23 protein-coding genes are annotated in these 19,366 nt (G+C 64.9%); 8 read left to right on the top strand and 15 right to left on the bottom strand.

All coding sequences use genetic code 11. From position 1 onward, the window contains the following. Nucleotides 1–59: 59 nt before the first annotated feature. From SOQ14_RS07980 to rpmI, 3 genes are all read right to left on the bottom strand, one after another. Complete coding sequence (locus SOQ14_RS07980) at nt 60–977, bottom strand: helix-turn-helix domain-containing protein (protein ID WP_322897532.1); 918 nt, start codon at nt 975–977, stop codon at nt 60–62. 116 nt (nt 978–1,093) lie between these two features. Further along, entirely contained in the window at nt 1,094–1,453 is a 360-nt protein-coding gene (rplT, locus tag SOQ14_RS07975) for a 50S ribosomal protein L20 (protein ID WP_322897531.1), read from the bottom strand. Between the two features lie 47 nt (nt 1,454–1,500). Further along, the gene (rpmI, locus tag SOQ14_RS07970; protein ID WP_068865903.1) at nt 1,501–1,704 is read right to left on the bottom strand and encodes a 50S ribosomal protein L35; all 204 of its coding nucleotides are present in this window, start codon (nt 1,702–1,704) and stop codon (nt 1,501–1,503) included. A 227-nt stretch (nt 1,705–1,931) separates the two neighbouring features. On the opposite strand from rpmI, the gene SOQ14_RS07965 reads away from it, so the two are divergent. Further along, nucleotides 1,932–2,759 (top strand): cytochrome b, encoded by an 828-nt coding sequence (locus SOQ14_RS07965; protein ID WP_322897530.1) that lies wholly within the window; start codon nt 1,932–1,934, stop codon nt 2,757–2,759. Nucleotides 2,760–2,768: 9 nt separating this feature from the next. Here SOQ14_RS07965 and hisN read toward each other — a convergent pair whose 3' ends face one another. From hisN to SOQ14_RS07940, 5 genes are all read right to left on the bottom strand, one after another. Beyond that, nucleotides 2,769–3,539, bottom strand: coding sequence for a histidinol-phosphatase (hisN, locus tag SOQ14_RS07960; protein ID WP_322897528.1), 771 nt, complete (start codon nt 3,537–3,539; stop codon nt 2,769–2,771). A 90-nt stretch (nt 3,540–3,629) separates the two neighbouring features. Then, nucleotides 3,630–3,977 carry a ribose-phosphate pyrophosphokinase gene (locus SOQ14_RS07955; protein WP_322897527.1) on the bottom strand — a complete coding sequence of 116 codons (348 nt, stop codon included), beginning with the start codon at nt 3,975–3,977 and terminating at the stop codon, nt 3,630–3,632. Beyond that, a complete protein-coding gene (locus tag SOQ14_RS07950; RefSeq protein WP_322897526.1) occupies nt 3,977–4,912 on the bottom strand; it encodes a ribose-phosphate pyrophosphokinase in 936 nt (311 codons plus the stop codon). The genes SOQ14_RS07955 and SOQ14_RS07950 overlap by 1 nt, the downstream gene beginning before the upstream one ends. Before the next feature lie 106 nt (nt 4,913–5,018). Further along, on the bottom strand, nt 5,019–5,741 hold the full coding sequence (phbB, locus tag SOQ14_RS07945; protein ID WP_322897525.1) for an acetoacetyl-CoA reductase: 723 nt from the start codon (nt 5,739–5,741) through the stop codon (nt 5,019–5,021). A 251-nt stretch (nt 5,742–5,992) separates the two neighbouring features. After that, nucleotides 5,993–6,751, bottom strand: coding sequence for a hypothetical protein (locus SOQ14_RS07940; protein ID WP_322897524.1), 759 nt, complete (start codon nt 6,749–6,751; stop codon nt 5,993–5,995). 418 nt (nt 6,752–7,169) lie between these two features. Between SOQ14_RS07940 and SOQ14_RS07935 the strand changes: the two genes are divergently transcribed. Genes SOQ14_RS07935 through SOQ14_RS07920 form a run of 4 tightly spaced genes read left to right on the top strand, consistent with a single transcriptional unit; the run spans nt 7,170 to nt 11,792 of the window. Further along, the gene (locus tag SOQ14_RS07935; protein ID WP_322897868.1) at nt 7,170–7,571 is read left to right on the top strand and encodes a DUF3576 domain-containing protein; all 402 of its coding nucleotides are present in this window, start codon (nt 7,170–7,172) and stop codon (nt 7,569–7,571) included. A 50-nt stretch (nt 7,572–7,621) separates the two neighbouring features. Then, nucleotides 7,622–10,210: a leucine--tRNA ligase gene (gene leuS, locus SOQ14_RS07930; protein ID WP_322897523.1), complete on the top strand. Its 2,589-nt coding sequence runs from the start codon at nt 7,622–7,624 to the stop codon at nt 10,208–10,210. Then, complete coding sequence (gene lptE / locus SOQ14_RS07925) at nt 10,210–10,731, top strand: LPS assembly lipoprotein LptE (RefSeq protein ID WP_322897522.1); 522 nt, start codon at nt 10,210–10,212, stop codon at nt 10,729–10,731. The genes leuS and lptE overlap by 1 nt, the downstream gene beginning before the upstream one ends. Continuing rightward, nucleotides 10,728–11,792, top strand: a complete 1,065-nt coding sequence (locus SOQ14_RS07920; protein ID WP_322897521.1) for a DNA polymerase III subunit delta — start codon at nt 10,728–10,730, stop codon at nt 11,790–11,792. The genes lptE and SOQ14_RS07920 overlap by 4 nt, the downstream gene beginning before the upstream one ends. A gap of 10 nt (nt 11,793–11,802) precedes the next feature. Here the strand turns inward: SOQ14_RS07920 and SOQ14_RS07915 are convergent, their stop codons facing one another. Genes SOQ14_RS07915 through SOQ14_RS07905 form a run of 3 tightly spaced genes read right to left on the bottom strand, consistent with a single transcriptional unit; the run spans nt 11,803 to nt 13,680 of the window. Next, on the bottom strand, nt 11,803–12,375 hold the full coding sequence (locus SOQ14_RS07915) for an LptA/OstA family protein (protein ID WP_322897520.1): 573 nt from the start codon (nt 12,373–12,375) through the stop codon (nt 11,803–11,805). Beyond that, nucleotides 12,372–13,049 carry an LPS export ABC transporter periplasmic protein LptC gene (gene lptC, locus SOQ14_RS07910; protein WP_322897519.1) on the bottom strand — a complete coding sequence of 226 codons (678 nt, stop codon included), beginning with the start codon at nt 13,047–13,049 and terminating at the stop codon, nt 12,372–12,374. Before lptC ends, SOQ14_RS07915 begins: the two co-directional genes overlap by 4 nt. Before the next feature lie 10 nt (nt 13,050–13,059). After that, entirely contained in the window at nt 13,060–13,680 is a 621-nt protein-coding gene (locus SOQ14_RS07905) for a ribonuclease D (RefSeq protein ID WP_322897518.1), read from the bottom strand. A 63-nt stretch (nt 13,681–13,743) separates the two neighbouring features. Between SOQ14_RS07905 and SOQ14_RS07900 the strand changes: the two genes are divergently transcribed. Together SOQ14_RS07900 and SOQ14_RS07895 are read left to right on the top strand one after the other, a co-directional pair. After that, complete coding sequence (locus tag SOQ14_RS07900; protein WP_322897517.1) at nt 13,744–14,430, top strand: uracil-DNA glycosylase; 687 nt, start codon at nt 13,744–13,746, stop codon at nt 14,428–14,430. A gap of 2 nt (nt 14,431–14,432) precedes the next feature. Then, nucleotides 14,433–15,215: an enoyl-CoA hydratase gene (locus tag SOQ14_RS07895; RefSeq protein ID WP_322897516.1), complete on the top strand. Its 783-nt coding sequence runs from the start codon at nt 14,433–14,435 to the stop codon at nt 15,213–15,215. 13 nt (nt 15,216–15,228) lie between these two features. Here the strand turns inward: SOQ14_RS07895 and SOQ14_RS07890 are convergent, their stop codons facing one another. The 4 genes from SOQ14_RS07890 to SOQ14_RS07875 are packed head-to-tail and all read right to left on the bottom strand — an operon-like array spanning nt 15,229 to nt 16,897. Further along, complete coding sequence (locus SOQ14_RS07890; RefSeq protein ID WP_322897515.1) at nt 15,229–16,101, bottom strand: alpha/beta fold hydrolase; 873 nt, start codon at nt 16,099–16,101, stop codon at nt 15,229–15,231. Continuing rightward, entirely contained in the window at nt 16,098–16,301 is a 204-nt protein-coding gene (gene relB / locus SOQ14_RS07885; protein WP_322897514.1) for a type II toxin-antitoxin system RelB family anti-toxin, read from the bottom strand. Before relB ends, SOQ14_RS07890 begins: the two co-directional genes overlap by 4 nt. Next, nucleotides 16,298–16,732 carry a hypothetical protein gene (locus SOQ14_RS07880; RefSeq protein ID WP_322897513.1) on the bottom strand — a complete coding sequence of 145 codons (435 nt, stop codon included), beginning with the start codon at nt 16,730–16,732 and terminating at the stop codon, nt 16,298–16,300. The genes relB and SOQ14_RS07880 overlap by 4 nt, the downstream gene beginning before the upstream one ends. Nucleotides 16,733–16,735: 3 nt before the next feature. Continuing rightward, nucleotides 16,736–16,897 carry a hypothetical protein gene (locus SOQ14_RS07875; RefSeq protein WP_322897512.1) on the bottom strand — a complete coding sequence of 54 codons (162 nt, stop codon included), beginning with the start codon at nt 16,895–16,897 and terminating at the stop codon, nt 16,736–16,738. 168 nt (nt 16,898–17,065) lie between these two features. Here SOQ14_RS07875 and SOQ14_RS07870 point away from each other — a divergent pair, with 168 nt between their 5' ends. Next, a complete protein-coding gene (locus tag SOQ14_RS07870) occupies nt 17,066–19,363 on the top strand; it encodes a penicillin acylase family protein (RefSeq protein ID WP_322897511.1) in 2,298 nt (765 codons plus the stop codon). Nucleotides 19,364–19,366 lie beyond the last annotated feature (3 nt).

Raw genomic sequence — 19,366 nt, 5'->3', positions numbered from 1 at the left:
GGCAAATCGCCGCTCTTGCAAAAGGCTTTGTGGCCCGCGCCCCGTACAGCGACAGGCGTTCAGCGGCGCGGCGGATCGAGCGTCTGGGCCGCGCTGCCCCAGACCCGCGCCCGCGCTTCCATGAAGCTGGCGAGGATCGGGTGATCAAGCGCAGCATATTCGCGCGGGTTCATCGTCATGAATTCATGGAACTCGCGCGTGAATTGCGCCTGATCGTGATAATGCGCGTCCATTGCTTCGGTCCAACGGGCGGCATCATGCAGCATGAAATTGGTGAGACTGCGCATGAAGCGCTGGCGCCGGATCAGCAGCTTGGGCGCAAAGCCGAAATAGCGCAGGCACACCCGTTCGAGCGTGCGGGTGCTCATCGCGCAAGCCGCAGCCAGATCGTGGACGGTGGCATGGTCGCCGCTGACAATCGCTTCGTGAATGCGCGCGATCTTGCCATCATCGGGGGTGGGACGCATCAGCGTGTCGAGCGCGGCGATGATGGCGCCGAATTGCGCATCAAGATCGCCGTCGGGATCGCACAACACCTGCGACAGCCCGTCGAACGGAGCAAAGGCCGGGTGCTGCGCGCCATCGCAAATGACATTGGCAAGACTGCTGGCATTGCAGGGAAAGAACCGCGCCCAGCCGAGCGGCAGGAAGCCAATGCCCCACATCCGCGATGTGCCGAGCGTAAAGCGACAGGGCAGGGCGCTCGGCCCGGTAGCGACAAAGCGCGCGCCGCTTACCGCCGTGGTGCCGATGACCGCATCGGGCGCGTTGCCGCTAAAGAAGCGGATATTGCCCCATTCGGGCTGGAGATAATCAACCAGCGCATCGCCGTGATGCACCGTCAACGTCATGTGATAAATGCTGGTAAAGCAGCCCGCGAAGTGTTCCGGCGCCGCGCGGAATTCGCTGTGCAATGTGAAGGCGGGCGCCTCTGATCCCGACCCGGTCGGCTCACCCGTATTGCGATACCCCTCCATGGCGAGGAACGTGGCGCAAATGACGCATTTTTACAAGCGCACAACGGGCCGAACGCACACGGGGCGGATTCCCGTGAAGGAACCCGCCCCGCTGAATGATAAACAAACCGGATGGCTCAGGCGGGCAGTGCTGCCTTGGCCTGTGCGATCACCGCCTTGAAGGCGCCGCCCTCGTTCATCGCGAGATCGGCCATCGCCTTGCGGTCGAGTTCAATGCCGGCCAGCTTGATGCCGTGCATGAACTGCGAATAGGTGAGGCCTTCCATGCGGACCGCTGCATTGATGCGCTGGATCCACAGGGCGCGGAAGTTGCGCTTCTTGATCTTGCGATCGCGGTAAGCGTACTGGCCAGCCTTCTCGACCGCCTGACGGGCGATGCGGATGGTGTTCTTGCGGCGGCCGCGATAGCCCTTGGCCTGCTCCAGAATCCGCTTGTGCTTGGCGCGGGTGGTAACGCCGCGTTTGATGCGTGTCATGTGAGTATATCCTTATTGTGAGGACGCGGGGCACGAGGCCCGTCGCATCAATCCAGCCCGTACGGCGCCCAGCGCTTGATCGTCGGCGTGTCGTTTTCCGACAGGACCGAGGTGCCGCGGTTGGTGCGGATATACTTCGCATTGTGGCTGATCAGGCGGTGACGCTTGCCAGCGACGCCGTGCTTGACCTTGCCGGTGGCGGTGATCTTGAAGCGCTTCTTCACACCGCTCTTGGTCTTCAGCTTGGGCATTTTCATCTCCTGTGCAGAGACACGTCGGAACCGGCCATGGCAGCCCTTGTCGCCAGGCTGGCTGATTGATTCGTGTCAGTGAAGTGCGCGCGATTAGGCGTGCGGGGGGCGAAAGGCAAGCGGTTTGCGCATAATGCGCCCGCCACGGCCCGGCCGGTGAATTGACAGCCCGCCCCGCGCTGCCTGATATGCGCGCCGCACACCACAAGGATTTTTGCAGGATAGAGATGGCGATCGGATATCTGGTGCTGGCGCTTGTGCTGGCGGCAACCCTCAATGCGCGTCCGGCATGGCTGCGGGTTACAGGAACGCTGATCGCCGCGCTCGGCCTGTTCATGATGGTCTATTCGATCATCCTTGCCGATCTCGACGGCACTTTCGCCGCGGTGCCGCCCACCGCTCCGCTGATCGCGCGCGCAACCCCCGCCATTCTCAACCTGCAAGCCGGCATCGCCGCCATGGCCATCCTGTTTCTGCTGTGGTCAGCCTGGATACAGGCGCGGCGCCCGGTGGCAACGCCCATGCCCGTGAGCAACACCGACGCCCAGTTCGGCGCGGTGTCACGCGGGTTTCACTGGGTGATCGGCATCATGATGCTTTGCCTCGTGCCGATCGGCCTGTTCATGGCGATCCTGCCCGACAGCGCAGCGGAACGCGGTGACTTTGTCAGCGCGCACCAATCGCTCGGCCTCACGGTGCTGGTGCTGGTCGCCGGACGGATCGTGTGGCTGATGAAAAGCCCGCCGCCCGCACCGCTTTCCCGGCAAGGCAGCCGCGATCATCGCTTGGCGCGTGCGGTGCATCTGTGCCTCTACACCGCGCTGCTGGCCTTCCCGGTGAGCGGCTATCTCATCGATCAGGGGCGCAGCGTCGATTTCTACGGCTGGGCAATCCCGCGGCCCGACTGGCCGGCTGCATCCGCCATCGCCGTGTGGGTCCATGCCTGGGTGCTGCCCTTGCTCTTCTATCTGACGCTGGCCGCGCATCTCTCAGCCGTGGTGAAGCGCCATTTTGCCGATGGCGACACAGCGGCAGTGCGCCGGATGCTGCGCTGAGCCTCGGGGCTAACCCATCGCGTCGAGCACATCCTCGAGCCGTGCCGGATCGCCCAGCGCGATCACGGTGCCATCGCTCCCGGCATCGAGCGGATTGCCCTGCCAATCAGCCATCATCCCGCCTGCGCCTTCGACCACCGGCACCAGCGCGGCATAATCATAAAGCTTGAGCCCGGCCTCGATCACGATATCGACATGGCCCGAGGCGACCAGCGCGTAATTGTAGCAGTCCCCGCCGAACACGATCTTCTTTTCCGCGACTTGCTTCGCCACGGACATGAAGGCATCGGCTTCTTCGTTGGTGAAGAGATGCGGGCTGGTGGTGGCGAGCACCGCATCGCCCAGCTCCTTGAGCGGCTTGGTCTGCGCCGGCTTGCCATTGAACAGCGTCGGATGGCCGATCCGGCCGACCCAGCGCTCACCCGCAATCGGCTGATCAATCACGCCGAGCACCGGCCAGCCATCCTGCAACAAGGCGATCAGCGTGCCGAAGATCGGGCGGCCGGCGATAAAGCTGGTGGTGCCGTCGATCGGATCGAGCACCCATTGGCGGCCTGCGCCTTCGTTGCGGGTGCCATATTCCTCGCCGATGATGCCATCATCGGGAAAGGTGTCCTCGATCAGCTTGCGCATCGCGGCTTCGGCGGCACGATCGGCTTCGGTCACGAAGGTGCGATCGCGCTTGCGCTCGTGGCTCCAGGCGCCGCGGAACAGCGGGCGGATTGCGGCCCCGGCGGCATCGGCAAGCGCGAGGGCAAGGGCGAGGTCTTTATCAGTCATCCAGCAAATCTTCCGTTCGCCTCGCGCGTAGTCGAGACGCTGATTCGGGGCGCCTCGTGTCTCGACTTCGCTCGACACGAACGGCGGGGGTTATCGTGTGGCCCAATAGTCGAAGGCTTCGCCCTGTCGAGCCTCGACATAGCGGCGCGCTTCCGTGCCCTCCCAATCGAGCGGCAGATCCGCGTGGCTGCCCGAGCGCGCAACGAACCAGCCCTGCCCCGGCAAGCCATCGGACTGGCGCACCACCAACACGGCAAGGCCTGGCTCCCCGGCGGCGCGGCCATCTTCGTCGATCGCGTCGAGCACCTTGCAAAGCTGGCGCATCAACGGGCGGGTAAAGCGGTGGCCAAGCGCATGGAGCACCTCGGAATAGGTGAGCGCCATGCGCTGCTGCGCCGCGCTGATGAGCATGCCCCGAATCTCGTCGGGGTCAAACATCAATCGAACAGCGAGCTCACCGAGCTTTCATCCGCGATCCGCCGGATCGCCTCGCCGATCAGCGGTGCGATGGTGAGGATGCGGATCCGCTCGGACTGTTCGGCGGCTTCGGTCGGGCGGATCGAATCGGTGATGACCAGCTCCTTGAGCCGCGAGCCGTTGATCCGCGCCACCGCGCCGCCCGAAAGCACGCCGTGGGTGATATAGGCAGCCACGCTGGCCGCGCCGTTTTCGAGCAAGGCTTCGGCAGCGTTGCACAGCGTGCCGCCCGAATCGATGATATCATCGATCAGGATGCAGTGCCGACCCGAAACATCCCCGATGATGTTCATCACTTCGCTTTCGCCGGGGCGATCGCGGCGCTTGTCGACAATCGCGAGCGGGGCATTATCGAGCCGCTTGGCGAGCGCGCGGGCGCGCACGACCCCGCCGACATCGGGCGAGACCACCATAAGATCCTGATCCCCGTAGCGCGCCTGGATATCGGCAGCCATCACCGGGGCGGCATAGAGATTATCCGTCGGGATATCGAAAAAGCCCTGAATCTGCCCGGCATGCAAATCGGCCGCGAGCACACGGTCAGCCCCTGCCTCGGTGATGAGGTTGGCGACCAGCTTGGCGGAAATGGGCGTGCGCGGGCCAGGTTTGCGATCCTGCCGGGCATAGCCGAAATAGGGCACCACGGCCGTGATCCGCTTGGCCGACGCGCGCCGCAGCGCATCGATGCAGATCAGCAATTCCATGAGATTGTCATTGGCCGGAAAGCTGGTCGGCTGGACGACGAAGACATCCTCACCGCGCACGTTCTCGTGAATTTCGACAAAGACTTCCTCGTCCGAGAATCGCCGCACGCTGGCATCGGTCAGCGGGATTTCGAGATAGGCGGCAATCGCCCGGGCGAGCGGCAGGTTTGAATTGCCGGACATGATTTTCATGGTGCTGCGAATCCCCTGAATGGCGCCCCGTCCCCGCCTAGCGCCGCGTCATGGAAACGCAACATGCGAGGGATGGTTTGTTGGCAGACAGAAGCCGCGCCCACGCTCAATACATGTGCTGGCCGCCGTTGATGCTCATCGTCGAGCCCGTCATGAAGCCGCCGTTTTCGCTGGTGAGGAAGGCGACACCGCGGGCGATTTCCTCCGCCATACCCAATCGGCCGACCGGGATCTTGGCGACGATCTTCTCCAGCACCGGCGCAGGTACGGCGGCGACCATGTCAGTATCGATATAGCCCGGCGCGATGGCGTTGACCGTCACCCCGAACTTCGCACCTTCCTGCGCCAGCGCCTTGGTGAAGCCGTGGATGCCGGACTTGGCGGCGGCATAATTGACCTGACCGTATTGCCCCGCCTGCCCGTTGATCGAGCCGATATTGACGATCCGGCCCCAGCCGCGTTCGCGCATGCCGGGGAAGGTCGCCTTGGCCATGTTGAAGCACCCGCCAAGGTTGATCCGCAGCACTTCGTTCCAGTCTTCAAAGCTCATCTTGTGCAAGGTGCCATCGCGGGTGATCCCGGCATTGTTGACCACAATGTCGACGGGGCCGAATTCCGCCTCGACCGCAGCGCAGCCCGCAAGACAAGCCTCGTGATCGCCGACATCCCACTTGCGCGCAGGAATTCCGGTTTCGGCGGTGAAGGCGGCGGCCTTTGCGTCATTGCCGGCATAATTGGCGATGACGGTGTGGCCTTGCCTCTGCAGGCGCTTGCAGATCGCCTCCCCGATGCCGCGCGTTCCCCCGGTGACAATGGCAACCCGGCCCATGGCAATTCCTCCCTCGCTTGACTGATTGTGTTGGCGGCAAGCCTAGCCGTGCCGTAGCGTCAGGAAAAGCGCGGAATAGCTATGCGTGGGACCGAGGGCAGGTGTGACCAGACTGGATCGACATTCAGATGATGGAGAGCCGAAAATGGTGGGGTTGCGGGACCCGGAGCGCAGCGGCCTTGATGGCCGTGAGCACCGGAAGCCCGGAAACACGCCATTTGCAGGCCGCCAGCGCTGAATGTCGGTGCAGTCTAGAACTTGATCTGGGTGCCGACGTAAACCGCCTGGCTATCCTGGATCGAATTGGTGAGCGGATCGAGCCGATCACGTTCCTGCGAGATGCGCACACCGGCGCGCACATCGAGATTGGGCGAAAGCCGGAAGCTGCCGCCGAGATCCACCGTCTGCGAGGCCAGCGAGTCCAGCGTATTGGGCGAACGGCCCGCGACCTGACGATCTTCCAGACCGATCCGCGGCTGGAGACGGCCGGGCTTGTCTTCGGCCGTGGGGCGCGAAGGTTCAAACTCTGCCAGATCAGGCATTGTCATCTTGCGGACGCTGGCCGACAGATCAATCGGACGGGCAAACGTCTTGTAACCGCGCGCGGCGCCCAGTTCGAACTTGCTGGCCTGCAACCCGATCAGCGTCCCGCTGTTACCAAGGCCCGGCGCGTTTTCAAGCGCGCGGCGCACCGAAATGGCCTGCGCCAGATCATCATCCACGCGCACCGCAACCGTCACCGTGCGCTTGCCCACGGTGGGGGTGGCACGTGCCGGGGTGAAGCGGATGCCCTTCGCCTGCGCCTTCTCGGCAACGCGCGCGGCGAGGGCCGGATCAACGCTGGCAGGGGTGAAGACGTTGAGCCCGAGCGCTTCGATCGAGCGAGGGCCATTCTGAGCCGTTACCAGCGCAAGACTTGCCGTGGGCAGCGCGAGCATCGCGGCAGCCACAAGCGCGAACAGCGGCGCAGCATGCCGCTTGCCCCCTGCTTTGCCTGTCTGCCGTACCATTATGCCCGCTTCCCCTGAACCCGCGACCGAACCAACCAGGAGCGTCGCGGCGTGTATCGTGCAACGTCCCTGAATATTCGCTGACAAAAAGCGATCCGAGTCGCAGCACAACTGCCCGTAAAGCAATAGGCCAATGCCCGTGTCACACAATGCGTAGAAAGACCAATAGCGCGATTCCCCAGTCACCTGTTGCGCTAGACACACAATTTCGTTTGCCCCACGCGGCCTCGCCAAGCGTGTTCAGACAGGATAAAGCGGCCATAGCCCGTGATGACGCTTGCCGCAGACGGACTGAAAGCTATACAGCCCTGCGCCGACGACGGAAGGAATTCAGCCAGTGAAACGCGCTCTCAATGCCCAATCCCCCATTCTGCGCCGCCCGGCTGCGCGTCTGGTGCTGGCCTCGTCAGCCTTGGCGATGCTGCTGGTGCTGCCGGGCTGCGGCGGCGGGAGCCGCGCCAAGGTCGCGAAAATGGAAGCGGCGCAGGTCAACACCATCGGGGTCAATGCCTTCCTGTGGCGTGCCGCGCTCGAAACTGCGGGCTTTGCCCCGCTGCTGACAGCCGATAGCGCGGGCGGCGTGATCATCACCGATTGGTATGCCAATCCGGCCAACCCGGGCGAGCGGGTGAAGCTGACCATTGCGATCCTTGATCAGGATCTGCGCGCCGATGCCTTGCGGGTGAGCGCAAGCCGCCAGACCTCGCAGGGCGGCAATTGGGTCGATGCCCCGGTGCAGGCCGCAACGGTGCAGAAGCTGGAAGACATCATTCTTACCAAAGCGCGCGATCTGCGCCGTCAGGCGATGTCGCGAGGCTGATCAGCCGGACACGCGCCGGTTCTCCTGTCATTATCCGAGCGGATTGCTGCATGAGTGATATTCCTACTGATCCGTCCGCCAGTGGCGGCCGCGGGCGTTTCGATCCGTCCGTGGCTGACGGGCGCTGGCAAGCGGCATGGGCCGAAGCAGGCACTTTCACGGCAGACAGCAACAGCTCCAAGCCCAAGAGCTACATCCTCGAGATGTTCCCCTATCCTTCGGGGCGCATCCACATGGGCCACGTGCGCAACTACACGATGGGCGACGTGCTCGCGCGCTACCAGAAGATGCGCGGGTTCGAGGTGCTGCACCCGATGGGCTGGGACGCCTTCGGCATGCCGGCGGAAAACGCCGCCATGGAAAAGGGCGTGCACCCCGGCGGCTGGACCCGCCAGAACATCGCGCAGATGAAGGCGCAGTTGCAGCGCATCGGCTTCGCGCTCGACTGGACGCGCGAACTCGCCACCTGCGATCCCGAATATTATGGCCACGAACAGGCGCTGTTCCTCGACCTGTATGAGGCGGGTCTGGTCTATCGCAAGGAATCGACCGTCAACTGGGATCCGGTCGACATGACCGTACTCGCCAACGAACAGGTGATCGACGGCAAGGGCTGGCGCTCGGGCGCGGAGGTCGAGAAGCGCAAGCTCAACCAGTGGTTCCTCAAGATCACCGACTTTGCCGATGATCTGTTGGAGGGCCTCGGCACTCTGGAGGACTGGCCTGAGAAGGTCCGCCTGATGCAGGAGAACTGGATCGGGAAGAGCCAAGGGCTGGAGTTCAGTTTCGACCTGTCGGACGGCGGGAAGCTGGCAGTTTACTCGACCCGTCCCGACACGATCTTCGGCGCAAGCTTCTGCGCCATCGCCGCCGATCACCCGATCGCGCAGGGGCTGGCAGGCGATCCGGAAGTCGCCGCCTTCATCGAGCAGTGCAAGAAGGGCGCGACCACGGCTGCCGCGCTCGAAACGGCGGAGAAGCTGGGCTATCGCACACCGATCACCGCGAAGCATCCCTTCACGGGAGAAGCCCTGCCGGTGTTCATCGCCAACTTCGTGCTGATGGAATATGGCACCGGCGCGGTGATGGGCGTGCCGGGGCATGACCAGCGCGACTTCGAGTTTGCGACCAAATACGAACTGCCGATCCTGCGGGTCGTCGCCAGTGATCCTGCCCGCGCCGACGAATCCTTCAAGGGCGAGGCCGAGGCGGGGGACGGGGTGATAGTGAACAGCGATTTCCTCAATGGCATGAGCGTTGAGGAGGCCAAGCAAGCGGTCATCACCCGCGCCGAACAAGGCGGCTGGGGCGAGGGCCGCACCGTGTGGCGGCTGCGCGACTGGGGCGTCAGCCGCCAGCGTTACTGGGGCACGCCGATCCCCTTCATCCATTGCGATGCCTGCGGCGTGGTGCCGGTGCCCAAGGATCAGCTCCCCGTCACCCTGCCCGAGGATGTCAGCTTCGACATCCCCGGCAACCCGCTCGAACGCCACCCGACCTGGAAGCACGTCGATTGCCCCAAGTGCGGCAAGCCCGCGCGGCGCGAGACCGATACGCTCGACACCTTCGTCGACAGCTCGTGGTACTTCCTGCGCTTCGCCAGCCAGCCTGCCGACCGTCCCTTCGACCCGGAAGAGGTCGCCAAATGGATGCCGGTGCAGCACTATATCGGCGGGATCGAGCACGCGATCCTGCACCTGCTCTACGCCCGTTTCTGGACGCGCGCGCTGGCGCATATCGGCAAGATCACCGTGCAGGAGCCGTTTGCCGCGCTGTTCACACAAGGCATGGTGACGCACGAGACCTATCGGGCGGCGCACACCATAACCGAGGAAGACCTGGGGCACCCTCCGCGCTTCAAAATGGAAGAGTTTTACTGGGTAGATCCACAAGATGTGGAACGACGCCCGGAGGGCTTGTTCGTCAGAGGAACGAACGACCCAATCGAAGTCGGCCGCGTCATCAAGATGTCGAAGTCGAAGAAGAACGTCGTCGACCCGGATGCGATCATTGCCAAGCATGGCGCCGATGCGGTGCGCTGGTTCATGCTGTCGGACAGCCCGCCCGAGCGCGACCTGCCGTGGTCCGATGCCGGGATCGAAGGCTGCGCGCGCTTCGTGCAGCGGCTGTGGCGCTTGTTCCAAGCCTACGACGCCTCCGCCGAAGGCGAGGACAAGGCTTTGATGCGCAAGACCCACCAGACCATCGCGGCGGTGGCGTCGGACATCGAGGCGCTGGGCTTCAACAAGGCCGTGGCGCGCATTTACGAGTTGACCGGCGCGGTCGAGAAGGCCGCGCCCTCGGCCAGCCGGAGCTCTGCCATCCGGGCCTTGGTCCATCTGGCAGCTCCCATGATGCCGCACCTCGCGGAAGAAGCATGGACGACAATCGGAGAAGGTCTCATCGCCGACGCCGCATGGCCCGAAGTCGATCCGGCATTGCTGGTCGATGACGAGGTGACCATCGCGATCCAGCACATGGGCAAGCTGCGCGATACCATCACCGCGCCCAAGGGCGCTGCGAAGGAAGATCTCGAAGCGCTGGCAATGGCCTCGACCAACCTCCAGCGCTCGATCAATGGCGCTGCAATCCGCAAGGTCATTGTCGTACCGGATCGATTGGTGAATATCGTCACCTGATGCGGATTCTCTTTGCCCTGCTGGCTCTGCTTGCCACCACTGCCTGCGGCCTGTCGCCGATGTATGCGGGCGGCAGCTCGTCAGCGGTCGCGCAGGGGCTGGCCGCGGTCGATATTCCGCCGATCCCGGGGCGCAGCGGCTGGCTTGTCAAGAATGCGCTGGAAGAACGCCTCGGCGCGGCCGGGCAGGCGACTCCGGCCTATCGCCTCGATGTGCGGCTCGATGATCGGCTCGATGCGCTCGGCGTGCTTGGCGATGATACCGTCACCCGCCAGCGCCGCATCCTGCGCGCGCGCTACCAGCTCGTTGACCTTGCCAGCGGCACCATCGTGCTCGATGCCACCGCCGGATCGGACGCCGGGATCGACGTGGTGTCGAGCGAATATGCCACCATCGCGGCCGAACAGACCGCGCTCGAAAACCTCGCGCGCGAAGTCGCCGATCGCATGGCAACCCGCATCGCCCTGACCTTGCGGGATCGGGCGCGCGATCAGGCCAAACCCGCCGACGCGGCGCCATGAAAGCCACGCAGAAGGATTTCCTGCGCGGGGTGCCCGCCGCCGCGCGGCAAGCCGGGATATTCTTCTTCTGCGGACCGGACGAAGCGGGCGCATCCGCTGCCGCCCAGCGCGTGATCGAAGCCCTGCCCGATCCGGGCGAGCGGGTCGAATTGTCGGGCGCAGACCTCCGGCGCGATCCCGCACTGCTGGGAGATGAGGCGCGTTCCGGCTCGCTGTTCGGCGACAAGCGGCACATCTACGTGCGCGCGAGCGGCGATGATGCCCATGATGCCGTCAAGGTTTTGATCGAAACGGCAGAGGCCGGTGCAGGCGCCGCTGCCCCGGTGGTGATTGTCGCCACGTCTGCCACCGACAAGTCGCGCACGGCCAAGCTGCTGGAAAAACGCGGCGATGCGCTGGTGGCGATGTTCCATCCGCCCGATCTCGGCTCGGTCGCCGCTGCGGTCAGGGGGATGGCCGATGCGGCGGGGCTCAGGCTCGGCGGGGATCTCGCCGAACGCATCGCGCGCGCCGCCGGGCTCGATGTGCGCCTTGCGCAGTCGGAAATCACCAAGCTCGCGCTCTATTGCGGGGCCGATCCGCAATCGCCCAAGCCCGCCACCGCCGAGGATTACGACGCCATCGGCGCGGCCACCGAAGAAGATGGCTTCATGCCGATCGTCAACGCGGTGCTCGGCGGGGAGACTGGGCGGATCGGGCAGGAAATCCGCCGGATGCGCGAACTCGGGCTCAATCCGGTCGGTGTCGCGCTCGCGCTGGAACGGCGGGCCGCGGTGCTGGCGCAGATCGTCAGCCGCATCGGGCCAAGCGGCGCGATTGACCGGCTCGGCCCCGGTGACAAGGCGCAGCTTGGCATCTTTTTCCGCGAGGAGCGCGATATCCGCGCGCAGTTTTCGCGCTGGATGCAACCGGCGGCGCGCGGCTCGCGCGAGACCCGGCTTGATCGGTTGATCCCGCGCCTGACCGCGTTGCACCGCCTGCTGCTGGGCAACAGCGCTGCGGCCGAACTGCTGCTGGCGCAGGAGTTGACCCAGATCGCCCGCTTCGCCGCGAAGCGTTAGGGCCAAAGGCTCAGGGCTTGTCCTTGCCCTGCGGCACCGCGAAAGTCCCGGTGACCCGGCCGCGCCCGGTGCTGCCCGGTGCCGCGCTGCCCGCAGGGGCGCCATCCACGCTCGACAACCCGGATTGCAGATCGATCACTAGCCGCCCGCCGTTGAGCGTATCCGAACCGCGCCGCAGCCGGACATTGCCCGCCATGGTGATGATCCGGCGGTTGAAATCATAGATCGCGGTATCGCCGCTCGCGCGTTCATTGCCGCGCGCGATATTGACCCCGCCGCTCGCCGTGATGCGATCAATCCGCAAGGCGCCCGCATCGTCATAATTGACCAGCATCCGCGCCGATTGCAGCGCAAGGCCTGCCTGTTCGATCGCGACATTGCCGGTGAGGATGATGCGGTTTTCGCGATCCTGCAATTCGATCCGGTCGGCGGCATAGGATACCGGCGCGCGGGAATCATGCGCAGCGATCGCTTGCGCATGGCCGGTGATACCCGCCATCAGCGCCGCCGTGCCGACAAAGCCTGCCGCCGCATAGGCGAGCGCGATGCGGCCCAGCTGCCGGGGATTTCGAGACTGCGTCATTGCGGGATCCTCAGCTTGCCTGGAACCATGGAAACACGGGCATCGCCAGCCAGCGTCAGCACCCGCGTGGAAAGATCAGCGCGCATCCGGTTGGCCGAGAAAGTCCCTGCCGGGATCTCGCCCGAAATGCCGTCGTCACCGGCAATCAGCCGCTCGCGCAGATTGACCGAAACACCCTTGGCCACCATTGTGTAGCCATCGCTCGCGGTCAGCAAGACCGGGCCATCGACGGTCACGACTTCGCTGGCAATATCGTAAACCCCGCCGCCCGCACTGATCCGCGCCGGGCCATCGCTCAAGGTCATCTGGCCGACCAGCTCGCGCATCCGCACCAGCCCTTCGACGCTCGACCGCTGCACCGCTTCGCCTGCGGTAAGGGCAAAGGGCCGCCCGCCGGTGTCGCGCCCGCGATACATCGCATTGCTGACGCTGAGGCGTTCATCGATCATCGCAACCTTGGTGCGATCAAGCAGGAAACTCACCTCGCCGCGCGGCGCGAGCGGGGAGATCACCATCAGGGCCGCGACAATCCCCACTCCCATCGGCAGAACCCGCGCCAGCACACCGATCAGCCGGTCATGCGAACCCCCGGGGGCGGCAAACCGCTGGCGGCGGCTGCGCAGCGCGCTCGCCTCGCGGGTTTCGTGAACGGCTGTGCGGGCGGGATCGGTCATGGTCTGCGGCCTACATGTGGCTGAAGATGTCGTTTTCGGCCCAGCCGGCGAGATCAAGCCGGGCGCGGGTCGGGAGGAAATCGAAACAGGCCTGCGCCAGTTCCATGCGGCCTTCGCGCTCCAGCCGGATCACCAGCTCATCGCGCAGCGCATGGAGATAGCGCACATCGCTCGCCGCGTAATCGCGCTGGGCTTCGTTGATCACCGGGCCGCCCCAGTCCGAGCTTTGCTGCTGCTTGGAAATCGACTGGCCGAGCAATTCCTCGACGAGGTTTTTGAGGCCATGGCGATCCGTGTAGGTGCGCACCAGCTTGCTCGCGATCTTGGTGCAGAACACCGGCGCGGCGAGCACACCGAGATAGTGCTCGATCGCGGCGAGATCGAAGCGGGCGAAATGGAACAGCTTGGTGCGCGACGGATCGGCCAGCACCGCCTTGAGATTGGGGGCGTCGTAAGCGCTGCCGGGATTGAAACGGACGAGATGCTCATCCCCCGAACCATCGGCAATCTGCACCACGCACAGCCGGTCACGCGCGGTGATCAGACCCATGGTTTCGGTATCGACAGCCAGCGCGCTGGTGCCGGTCAGAACGCCGGCGGGAAGATCTTCTTCATGAAAATAAACAGCCATGGCTTCGCACTAGAGACATTGGGGATAGAGGGGAAGGGGCAAGGCGTGTAGCAGGCCCAGGTGATGACACACGAGACGATCCCGGCAAGCTGGCGACCAGTGCTCGAACCGGTGCTGGCCAGCCCCGAAGCCCGCCAACTGGGCGGTTGGCTGCGCGCCGAGGAAGCCGCGGGCAAGCCGATCTACCCGCCGCGCGGCCGCCGGCTGGCGGCGCTCGCCATGACCCCGCTTGAAGACGTGCGCTGCGTGATTCTGGGGCAAGACCCCTATCATGGCGAAGGGCAGGCCAATGGGCTGGCGTTCTCGGTGGCGCCCGGGGTGAAAGTGCCGCCCTCGCTGGTCAATATCTACAAGGAACTCGCCAGCGATCTCGGCCTGCCGCGTCCGGCGCACGGCGATCTGTCCGGTTGGGCGCGGCAAGGCGTGCTGCTGCTCAACAACACGCTGACCGTCGCCGCCGGGCAGGCAGGCAGCCATGCCGGGCGCGGCTGGGATGCGATCACCGATGCCTGCGTTGCCGCAGTGGCCGAGCGCGGTGCGCCGACCGTCTTTATCCTGTGGGGCAGCCATGCCCGCAAGAAAGCCAGCCGGGTGCCCGCGCTGGGCCGCTGTGCGCATCATCTGGTGCTGACTTCGGCGCATCCCAGCCCGCTCTCGGCGCATAATGGCTTTTTCGGCTCGCGCCCGTTCAGCCAGACCAATGCCTTTCTCGAACGCCACGGGCGCGGTACAATTGATTGGAGTTTGTGAAGATGGATGAGGTGATCCTGCTCGATATTGCCGATGGCATTGCGACTGTCACACTCAACCGCCCGGAGGCGATGAACGCGCTGAACCGCGCGTTGCGCCGCCGCCTATACGAGGTGATGCGGCAGGTCGATGGCGATGATGCAGTGCACGCGGTGATCCTGACAGGGGCGGGCACGCGGGCGTTCACCGCGGGCCTCGATCTCAAGGAACTCGGCAGCGATGCGAGCGCGCTCGGCAGCGCCAATGCGACCGATCCGGCGGATAATCCGGTCAAGGCCATCGAGACCTGTTCCAAGCCGGTGATCGGCGCGATCAACGGAGTGGCGATCACCGGCGGGTTCGAAGTCGCGCTCGCCTGCGATGTCCTGATCGCGAGCGAGAATGCGCGCTTTGCCGATACCCATGCGCGGGTCGGAATCGTGCCGGGCTGGGGCCTGTCCCAAAAACTTTCGCGCATGATCGGGATCAGCCGTGCCAAGGAACTCGCCTTCACCGGCAACTTCCTCGATGCCGCGACCGCGCTGCAATGGGGCCTCGTCAACCACGTGGTTGCGGCTGATGCGCTGCTGCCGCTCGCCCGCAAGCTGGCAGGCGACATGGCGAGCATCGATCCGGCCTTTCTGGCCCAGTACAAGCGCCTGATCGATGATGGCTTTGCCCTGTCCTTCGGCGAGGGGCTGGCGCTGGAAGCCGCGCGCTCGGGCGCAGCCAATGCCGCTGTCGCGCCCGAGGCGGTCGAGGCGCGCCGCGCCGCCGTGCAGCAGCGCGGGCGCGGGCAGGGATAGCGCCCGCGCGCGGTTACGGCGCCGGGAGCGCTGCGGTGAGCGTGTCGCGGAAGGCTTCGGGCTGATCGAACATGATGAAGTGGTAGGAATCCTCGATCACCCGGAACTCGGTACCCGCCAGCTCCTGATAGGCCTTGCGGTAGAGCGGCTCGACCAGCGCGCGCGGGGCAAAACGATTGGCAGCCACCATGATCGTCACAGGTTGCCGAATACCTGCCAGTTCCGGACGGATATCAGTCGTCATCAGCGCGTGCATGGCGCCGGCAAAGCTCGCCCGGTCGCTGGCGAGCGACCATTCCACCACCTGCTCATGATAGGCCGGATCGCGCACGAGCGACGCAACGCCCATGCGCTGGCCAGCGGCAAATCCCATATCATCCTGCGCCATGATGCTTGCCCGCATCGCATCCGCCTGCGGTGCGGCCCGTTCGGGGGTGGCGGCGGGATCAAAGATCAGCGGGAAGAACGGCAGCGAATCAATCACCACCACTCGCGTAATCCGATCAGGGTGACGGGCGGCCAGCGTCAGACCGAGAAATCCGCCAAGCGAATGCCCGGCATAGGCTGCGCTGGTGACGCCTGTGCAATCGAGATGACGGATAATCTCGGCCCGGCTGCGTTCGAGCAGGCCTTCCGGTTCGCCTGATGGCGCACGGCCCGCGAAGCCTGCAATATGGACGAGGTGCAGACGATAATCCTTGGCCAGACTGTCGCGCACGCCATCCCACACTGCGGGCGAGGAACCGAGTCCCGGCACCAGCACCAGATCGGGCCCTTCGCCCATCACGGTGAATCCGGGGCATGGCACGACCCGGTCTTCCGCCGCAGCCACCTTCGCCAGCAGCAAGGCCGCCAGCACCACGACATATCGCACGGCACAGGTCATTCAGGCTCTCCATCTTTGAGAAAAATGGCCTCGATCGGCAGGCCGAATACGTCGGCAATCTTGAAGGCGAGCGGGAGCGAGGGGTCGTAACGTCCCTTCTCGATCGCGTTCACGCTCTGGCGGCTAACACCCAGCCGGTCAGCGAGATCCTGCTGGCTCCAGTCCCGCTCGGCGCGCAGCACCTTGAGACGGTTGTTCATGGGCAAGAACCCGCATCGTCATCGTCGCCGAAAGCGAAACGGTTGGCGATCTGCCCGACAAACAGGCCCCCGCACCAGATCGGGAAGACATAGAACACCGGGAGGCGCGGAAGACTCGCCGCATAGAGTTCCAGCAGACCCCACACGCTGGTGATCGCCAGTGTCACACCAGTGGCGATGATCAGCTTGCGCACTTCGAGCATCCGCAGATACTCATCGCTGATCTCGGCCACATAGCGTCCGATTGCGCCCACCGCTGCCAGCATCGCAAGACCGGGTATCAATGCCAGTCCGACCGTCAGAGCGCCAAGCGGGGCCTCGCGATCAATCATGAGGCTGGCCAGTACAATGCCGCCGACATAGGCCAACGAAATCACGATCATGCGCTTGGTGTAGCGGCCGGCTGCGGGGTTGCTGGGGTGAGGCACCATGGCTCAGCAGGCCCCCGATACACAAGAGCGGCGGCGCAGCAGGAACGGCACTGCAGCGACAGGGGCAAACTGCGCCACCTGCTCGGGAACGATCTCGAACACGGCGAGCAGCGCGACGAGAATCAGGGCGCTGCCAAGCAGCAAGGCTTCACGCGTCGTAGTCATGGAAAGCTCCGTTTTCATAATGACAAGGTCGCTTTACTTTCTGTGAATCTCTATGTCAAGCCTCCTTTCCATGATGTGGCTGCGGCTCGATGGTTTGGCCAGCTTGCCAGCCGCGCATGGGAACCTTAGGCTCGAGTCCATAATCACGCAGACTCGACGGGTGGGGCTATGACAGGACGGATGGCACTTGGGCGGATAACGCTGGCGGCAGCAGCCATGACAGGGATGCTGGTGGTCCCCGCGAGCGAGGCCTTCGCGGGCAAGACCTATCAGGCCAGCATCACCCGCACGACCTATGGCATCCCGCACATCACCGCACGCGACTGGCGCGGTGTCGGCTATGGTGTCGCCTATGCCTATGCCGAGGACAATCTGTGCCTGCTGGCCGAGGAGATCGCCACCGTCGCAGGCGAACGTTCGCGCCATTTCGGGCCGGAGAACAAGGCGACGCTCGGCTTTCAGGAGGTCGATAACCTGTCATCGGATGTGTTCTTCCGCGCGGTGATCGATCTGCCCGCCTTGCAGGAAGCCACCCGGTCGCTCACACCGCGCGCGCGGGAACTGATGGAAGGTTATGCCGCGGGCTATAACCGCTTCCTGCGCGATGCCGGGACAGCGGGCATTTCCGCCGAATGCCGCGGCAAGGCATGGGTGCGGCCGATCACCACCGATGATCTGCTGCGCCTCAATGAAAAGCAGATGCTGCTAGCGAGCTCGCTCAATCTGGCACCGGCCATCGCCAGCGCCGCACCGCCGGGCAGCCCACCACCCAAGGTCGCGATCCGGCTGCCCGAGCCGGGCGAACTGGGCCTTGGCAGCAATGGCTGGGCCTTCGGCGGCGATGCCACGGCCGACGGGCGCGGGCTTGTCATCGGCAATCCGCACTTCCCGTGGCAGGGGCCGAGCCGCTTCTGGCAGATGCATGTCAAAGGGCCGGATGGCTATGAGGTGATGGGTGTCGGCCTCGCCGGTACGCCCTTGCCGACGCTCGGCTTCAACAAGGACGCCGCGTGGACGCACACCGTGACCGCGGCCCGCCATTTCACGCTCTTCCACCTAAAGCTCGATCCCGCCGATCCGACCCGCTACCTCGTCGATGGCATCAGCGAGGCGATGACGCCGCGCACCGTCACGGTCCCGATGCCCGAGGGCACACCGCCTGTCACCCGGACGCTGTGGTCAACCCGCTTCGGCCCGGTCTTCGTCGTGCCCGCCCGCGGGATCACCTGGAACACGCAAAGCGCCTTCGCGCTCAAGGATGCCAACCGCGGCAACCAACGCGCTGTCGAAGCGTGGCTGCGGATTGGCGAGGCGAAGAATGTCGCCGAGATCAAAGCCGCAGTCAGCGAAACGCTCGGCATCCCATGGGTCAACACCATTGCCGCCGATCGCTACGGTGACGCATTGCATGCCGATGTCACTGCCGTGCCCAATGTCTCGGCGGAGAAGGCGACCGCTTGCGCCACGCCGTTCACGCCGCTCTTTGCCGAACTCGCCGTGTTGCTCGACGGCAGCAAATCCGCCTGTGATTGGGATGCGGCAAACGGCACGCCCGAACCCGGACTGATGCCGGCCAGCGATCAGGCCGCCACCATCGTGCGCGACTATCTCACCAATTCGAATGATAGCTATTGGCTGAGCAATCCGCGCATGCCGCACCGGCGGCTGTCTCCGATGATGGGTGCATACGCGGCCCGGCTGACCTTGCGCACGCGTTCCAACTTCATCGAGACCGAAGCCATGCTCGCCGCAGGCAAGGTCGATCACGCCCGGGCCAAGGCTCTGGCCTTCGCCAACAAGAGTCTCGCCGCTGATATGGCCGTGGACGAAGTGCTTGCGCTGTGCGCGGCCGCCAGCGCGCCGGCAGCGGATGTCGCGCGCGGCTGCGCCGCGCTGGGCAGATGGGATCGCCGGTTCGACAGCGACAGCCGGGGCGCAGCGCTGTTCCGCGAATTCTGGGCCAAGGTCGGGACGATGGCGGGGCTATGGGCCGTGCCGTTCGATCCCGCCGATCCGGTGAACACGCCGCACGATCTGGCGACAGACAAGCAGGGCGACAAGCTGCTCGCCGCGCTGGGTGATGCCGCAGCGGCGCTCGACAAGGCGGGCATCGCGCTCGATGCGCCATGGGGCAGTGTGCAGCACTGGCGCGCCGGGGACGAACGCATCCCGATCCATGGCGGGCCGGGCACGGCGGGTGTGCTCAATTATCAGGACGCGCGTCCGGCGCCGGGCGGCGGGCTCGTGCCGGTGCATGGCACCAGCTACATCCAGATCGTCGGCTTTGACGCGGCAGGCCCGGTCGCCGATGCGCTGCTCAGCTATTCGCAATCGACCAACCCGGCCTCGCCGCATTATGCCGATCAGACCCGCGCCTATGCCACCAAGCAATGGCACCGCCTGCCGTTCCGCCAGCGCGATATCACCGCACAGCGGATCGGCAAGACGCGGCGGATCGCCGAATAAAAC

Source organism: Erythrobacter epiphyticus, assembly GCF_034653295.1.
GTDB lineage: Bacteria > Pseudomonadota > Alphaproteobacteria > Sphingomonadales > Sphingomonadaceae > Erythrobacter.
The sequence above is the reverse complement of the archived record's forward strand: the minus strand, read 5'-3'. Positions and strand labels throughout refer to the sequence as shown.

Bases quoted from the DNA above. Each gene is read 5' to 3' on its own strand.
- SOQ14_RS07980 (WP_322897532.1), bottom strand. From the start codon at position 977: ATGGAGGGGTATCGCAATACGGGTGAGCCGACCGGGTCGGGATCAGAG.
- rplT (WP_322897531.1), bottom strand. From the start codon at position 1,453: ATGACACGCATCAAACGCGGCGTTACCACCCGCGCCAAGCACAAGCGG.
- rpmI (WP_068865903.1), bottom strand. From the start codon at position 1,704: ATGCCCAAGCTGAAGACCAAGAGCGGTGTGAAGAAGCGCTTCAAGATC.
- SOQ14_RS07965 (WP_322897530.1), top strand. From the start codon at position 1,932: ATGGCGATCGGATATCTGGTGCTGGCGCTTGTGCTGGCGGCAACCCTC.
- hisN (WP_322897528.1), bottom strand. From the start codon at position 3,539: ATGACTGATAAAGACCTCGCCCTTGCCCTCGCGCTTGCCGATGCCGCC.
- SOQ14_RS07955 (WP_322897527.1), bottom strand. From the start codon at position 3,977: ATGTTTGACCCCGACGAGATTCGGGGCATGCTCATCAGCGCGGCGCAG.
- SOQ14_RS07950 (WP_322897526.1), bottom strand. From the start codon at position 4,912: ATGAAAATCATGTCCGGCAATTCAAACCTGCCGCTCGCCCGGGCGATT.
- phbB (WP_322897525.1), bottom strand. From the start codon at position 5,741: ATGGGCCGGGTTGCCATTGTCACCGGGGGAACGCGCGGCATCGGGGAG.
- SOQ14_RS07940 (WP_322897524.1), bottom strand. From the start codon at position 6,751: ATGGTACGGCAGACAGGCAAAGCAGGGGGCAAGCGGCATGCTGCGCCG.
- SOQ14_RS07935 (WP_322897868.1), top strand. From the start codon at position 7,170: ATGCTGCTGGTGCTGCCGGGCTGCGGCGGCGGGAGCCGCGCCAAGGTC.
- leuS (WP_322897523.1), top strand. From the start codon at position 7,622: ATGAGTGATATTCCTACTGATCCGTCCGCCAGTGGCGGCCGCGGGCGT.
- lptE (WP_322897522.1), top strand. From the start codon at position 10,210: ATGCGGATTCTCTTTGCCCTGCTGGCTCTGCTTGCCACCACTGCCTGC.
- SOQ14_RS07920 (WP_322897521.1), top strand. From the start codon at position 10,728: ATGAAAGCCACGCAGAAGGATTTCCTGCGCGGGGTGCCCGCCGCCGCG.
- SOQ14_RS07915 (WP_322897520.1), bottom strand. From the start codon at position 12,375: ATGACGCAGTCTCGAAATCCCCGGCAGCTGGGCCGCATCGCGCTCGCC.
- lptC (WP_322897519.1), bottom strand. From the start codon at position 13,049: ATGACCGATCCCGCCCGCACAGCCGTTCACGAAACCCGCGAGGCGAGC.
- SOQ14_RS07905 (WP_322897518.1), bottom strand. From the start codon at position 13,680: ATGGCTGTTTATTTTCATGAAGAAGATCTTCCCGCCGGCGTTCTGACC.
- SOQ14_RS07900 (WP_322897517.1), top strand. From the start codon at position 13,744: ATGACACACGAGACGATCCCGGCAAGCTGGCGACCAGTGCTCGAACCG.
- SOQ14_RS07895 (WP_322897516.1), top strand. From the start codon at position 14,433: ATGGATGAGGTGATCCTGCTCGATATTGCCGATGGCATTGCGACTGTC.
- SOQ14_RS07890 (WP_322897515.1), bottom strand. From the start codon at position 16,101: ATGACCTGTGCCGTGCGATATGTCGTGGTGCTGGCGGCCTTGCTGCTG.
- relB (WP_322897514.1), bottom strand. From the start codon at position 16,301: ATGAACAACCGTCTCAAGGTGCTGCGCGCCGAGCGGGACTGGAGCCAG.
- SOQ14_RS07880 (WP_322897513.1), bottom strand. From the start codon at position 16,732: ATGGTGCCTCACCCCAGCAACCCCGCAGCCGGCCGCTACACCAAGCGC.
- SOQ14_RS07875 (WP_322897512.1), bottom strand. From the start codon at position 16,897: ATGACTACGACGCGTGAAGCCTTGCTGCTTGGCAGCGCCCTGATTCTC.
- SOQ14_RS07870 (WP_322897511.1), top strand. From the start codon at position 17,066: ATGACAGGACGGATGGCACTTGGGCGGATAACGCTGGCGGCAGCAGCC.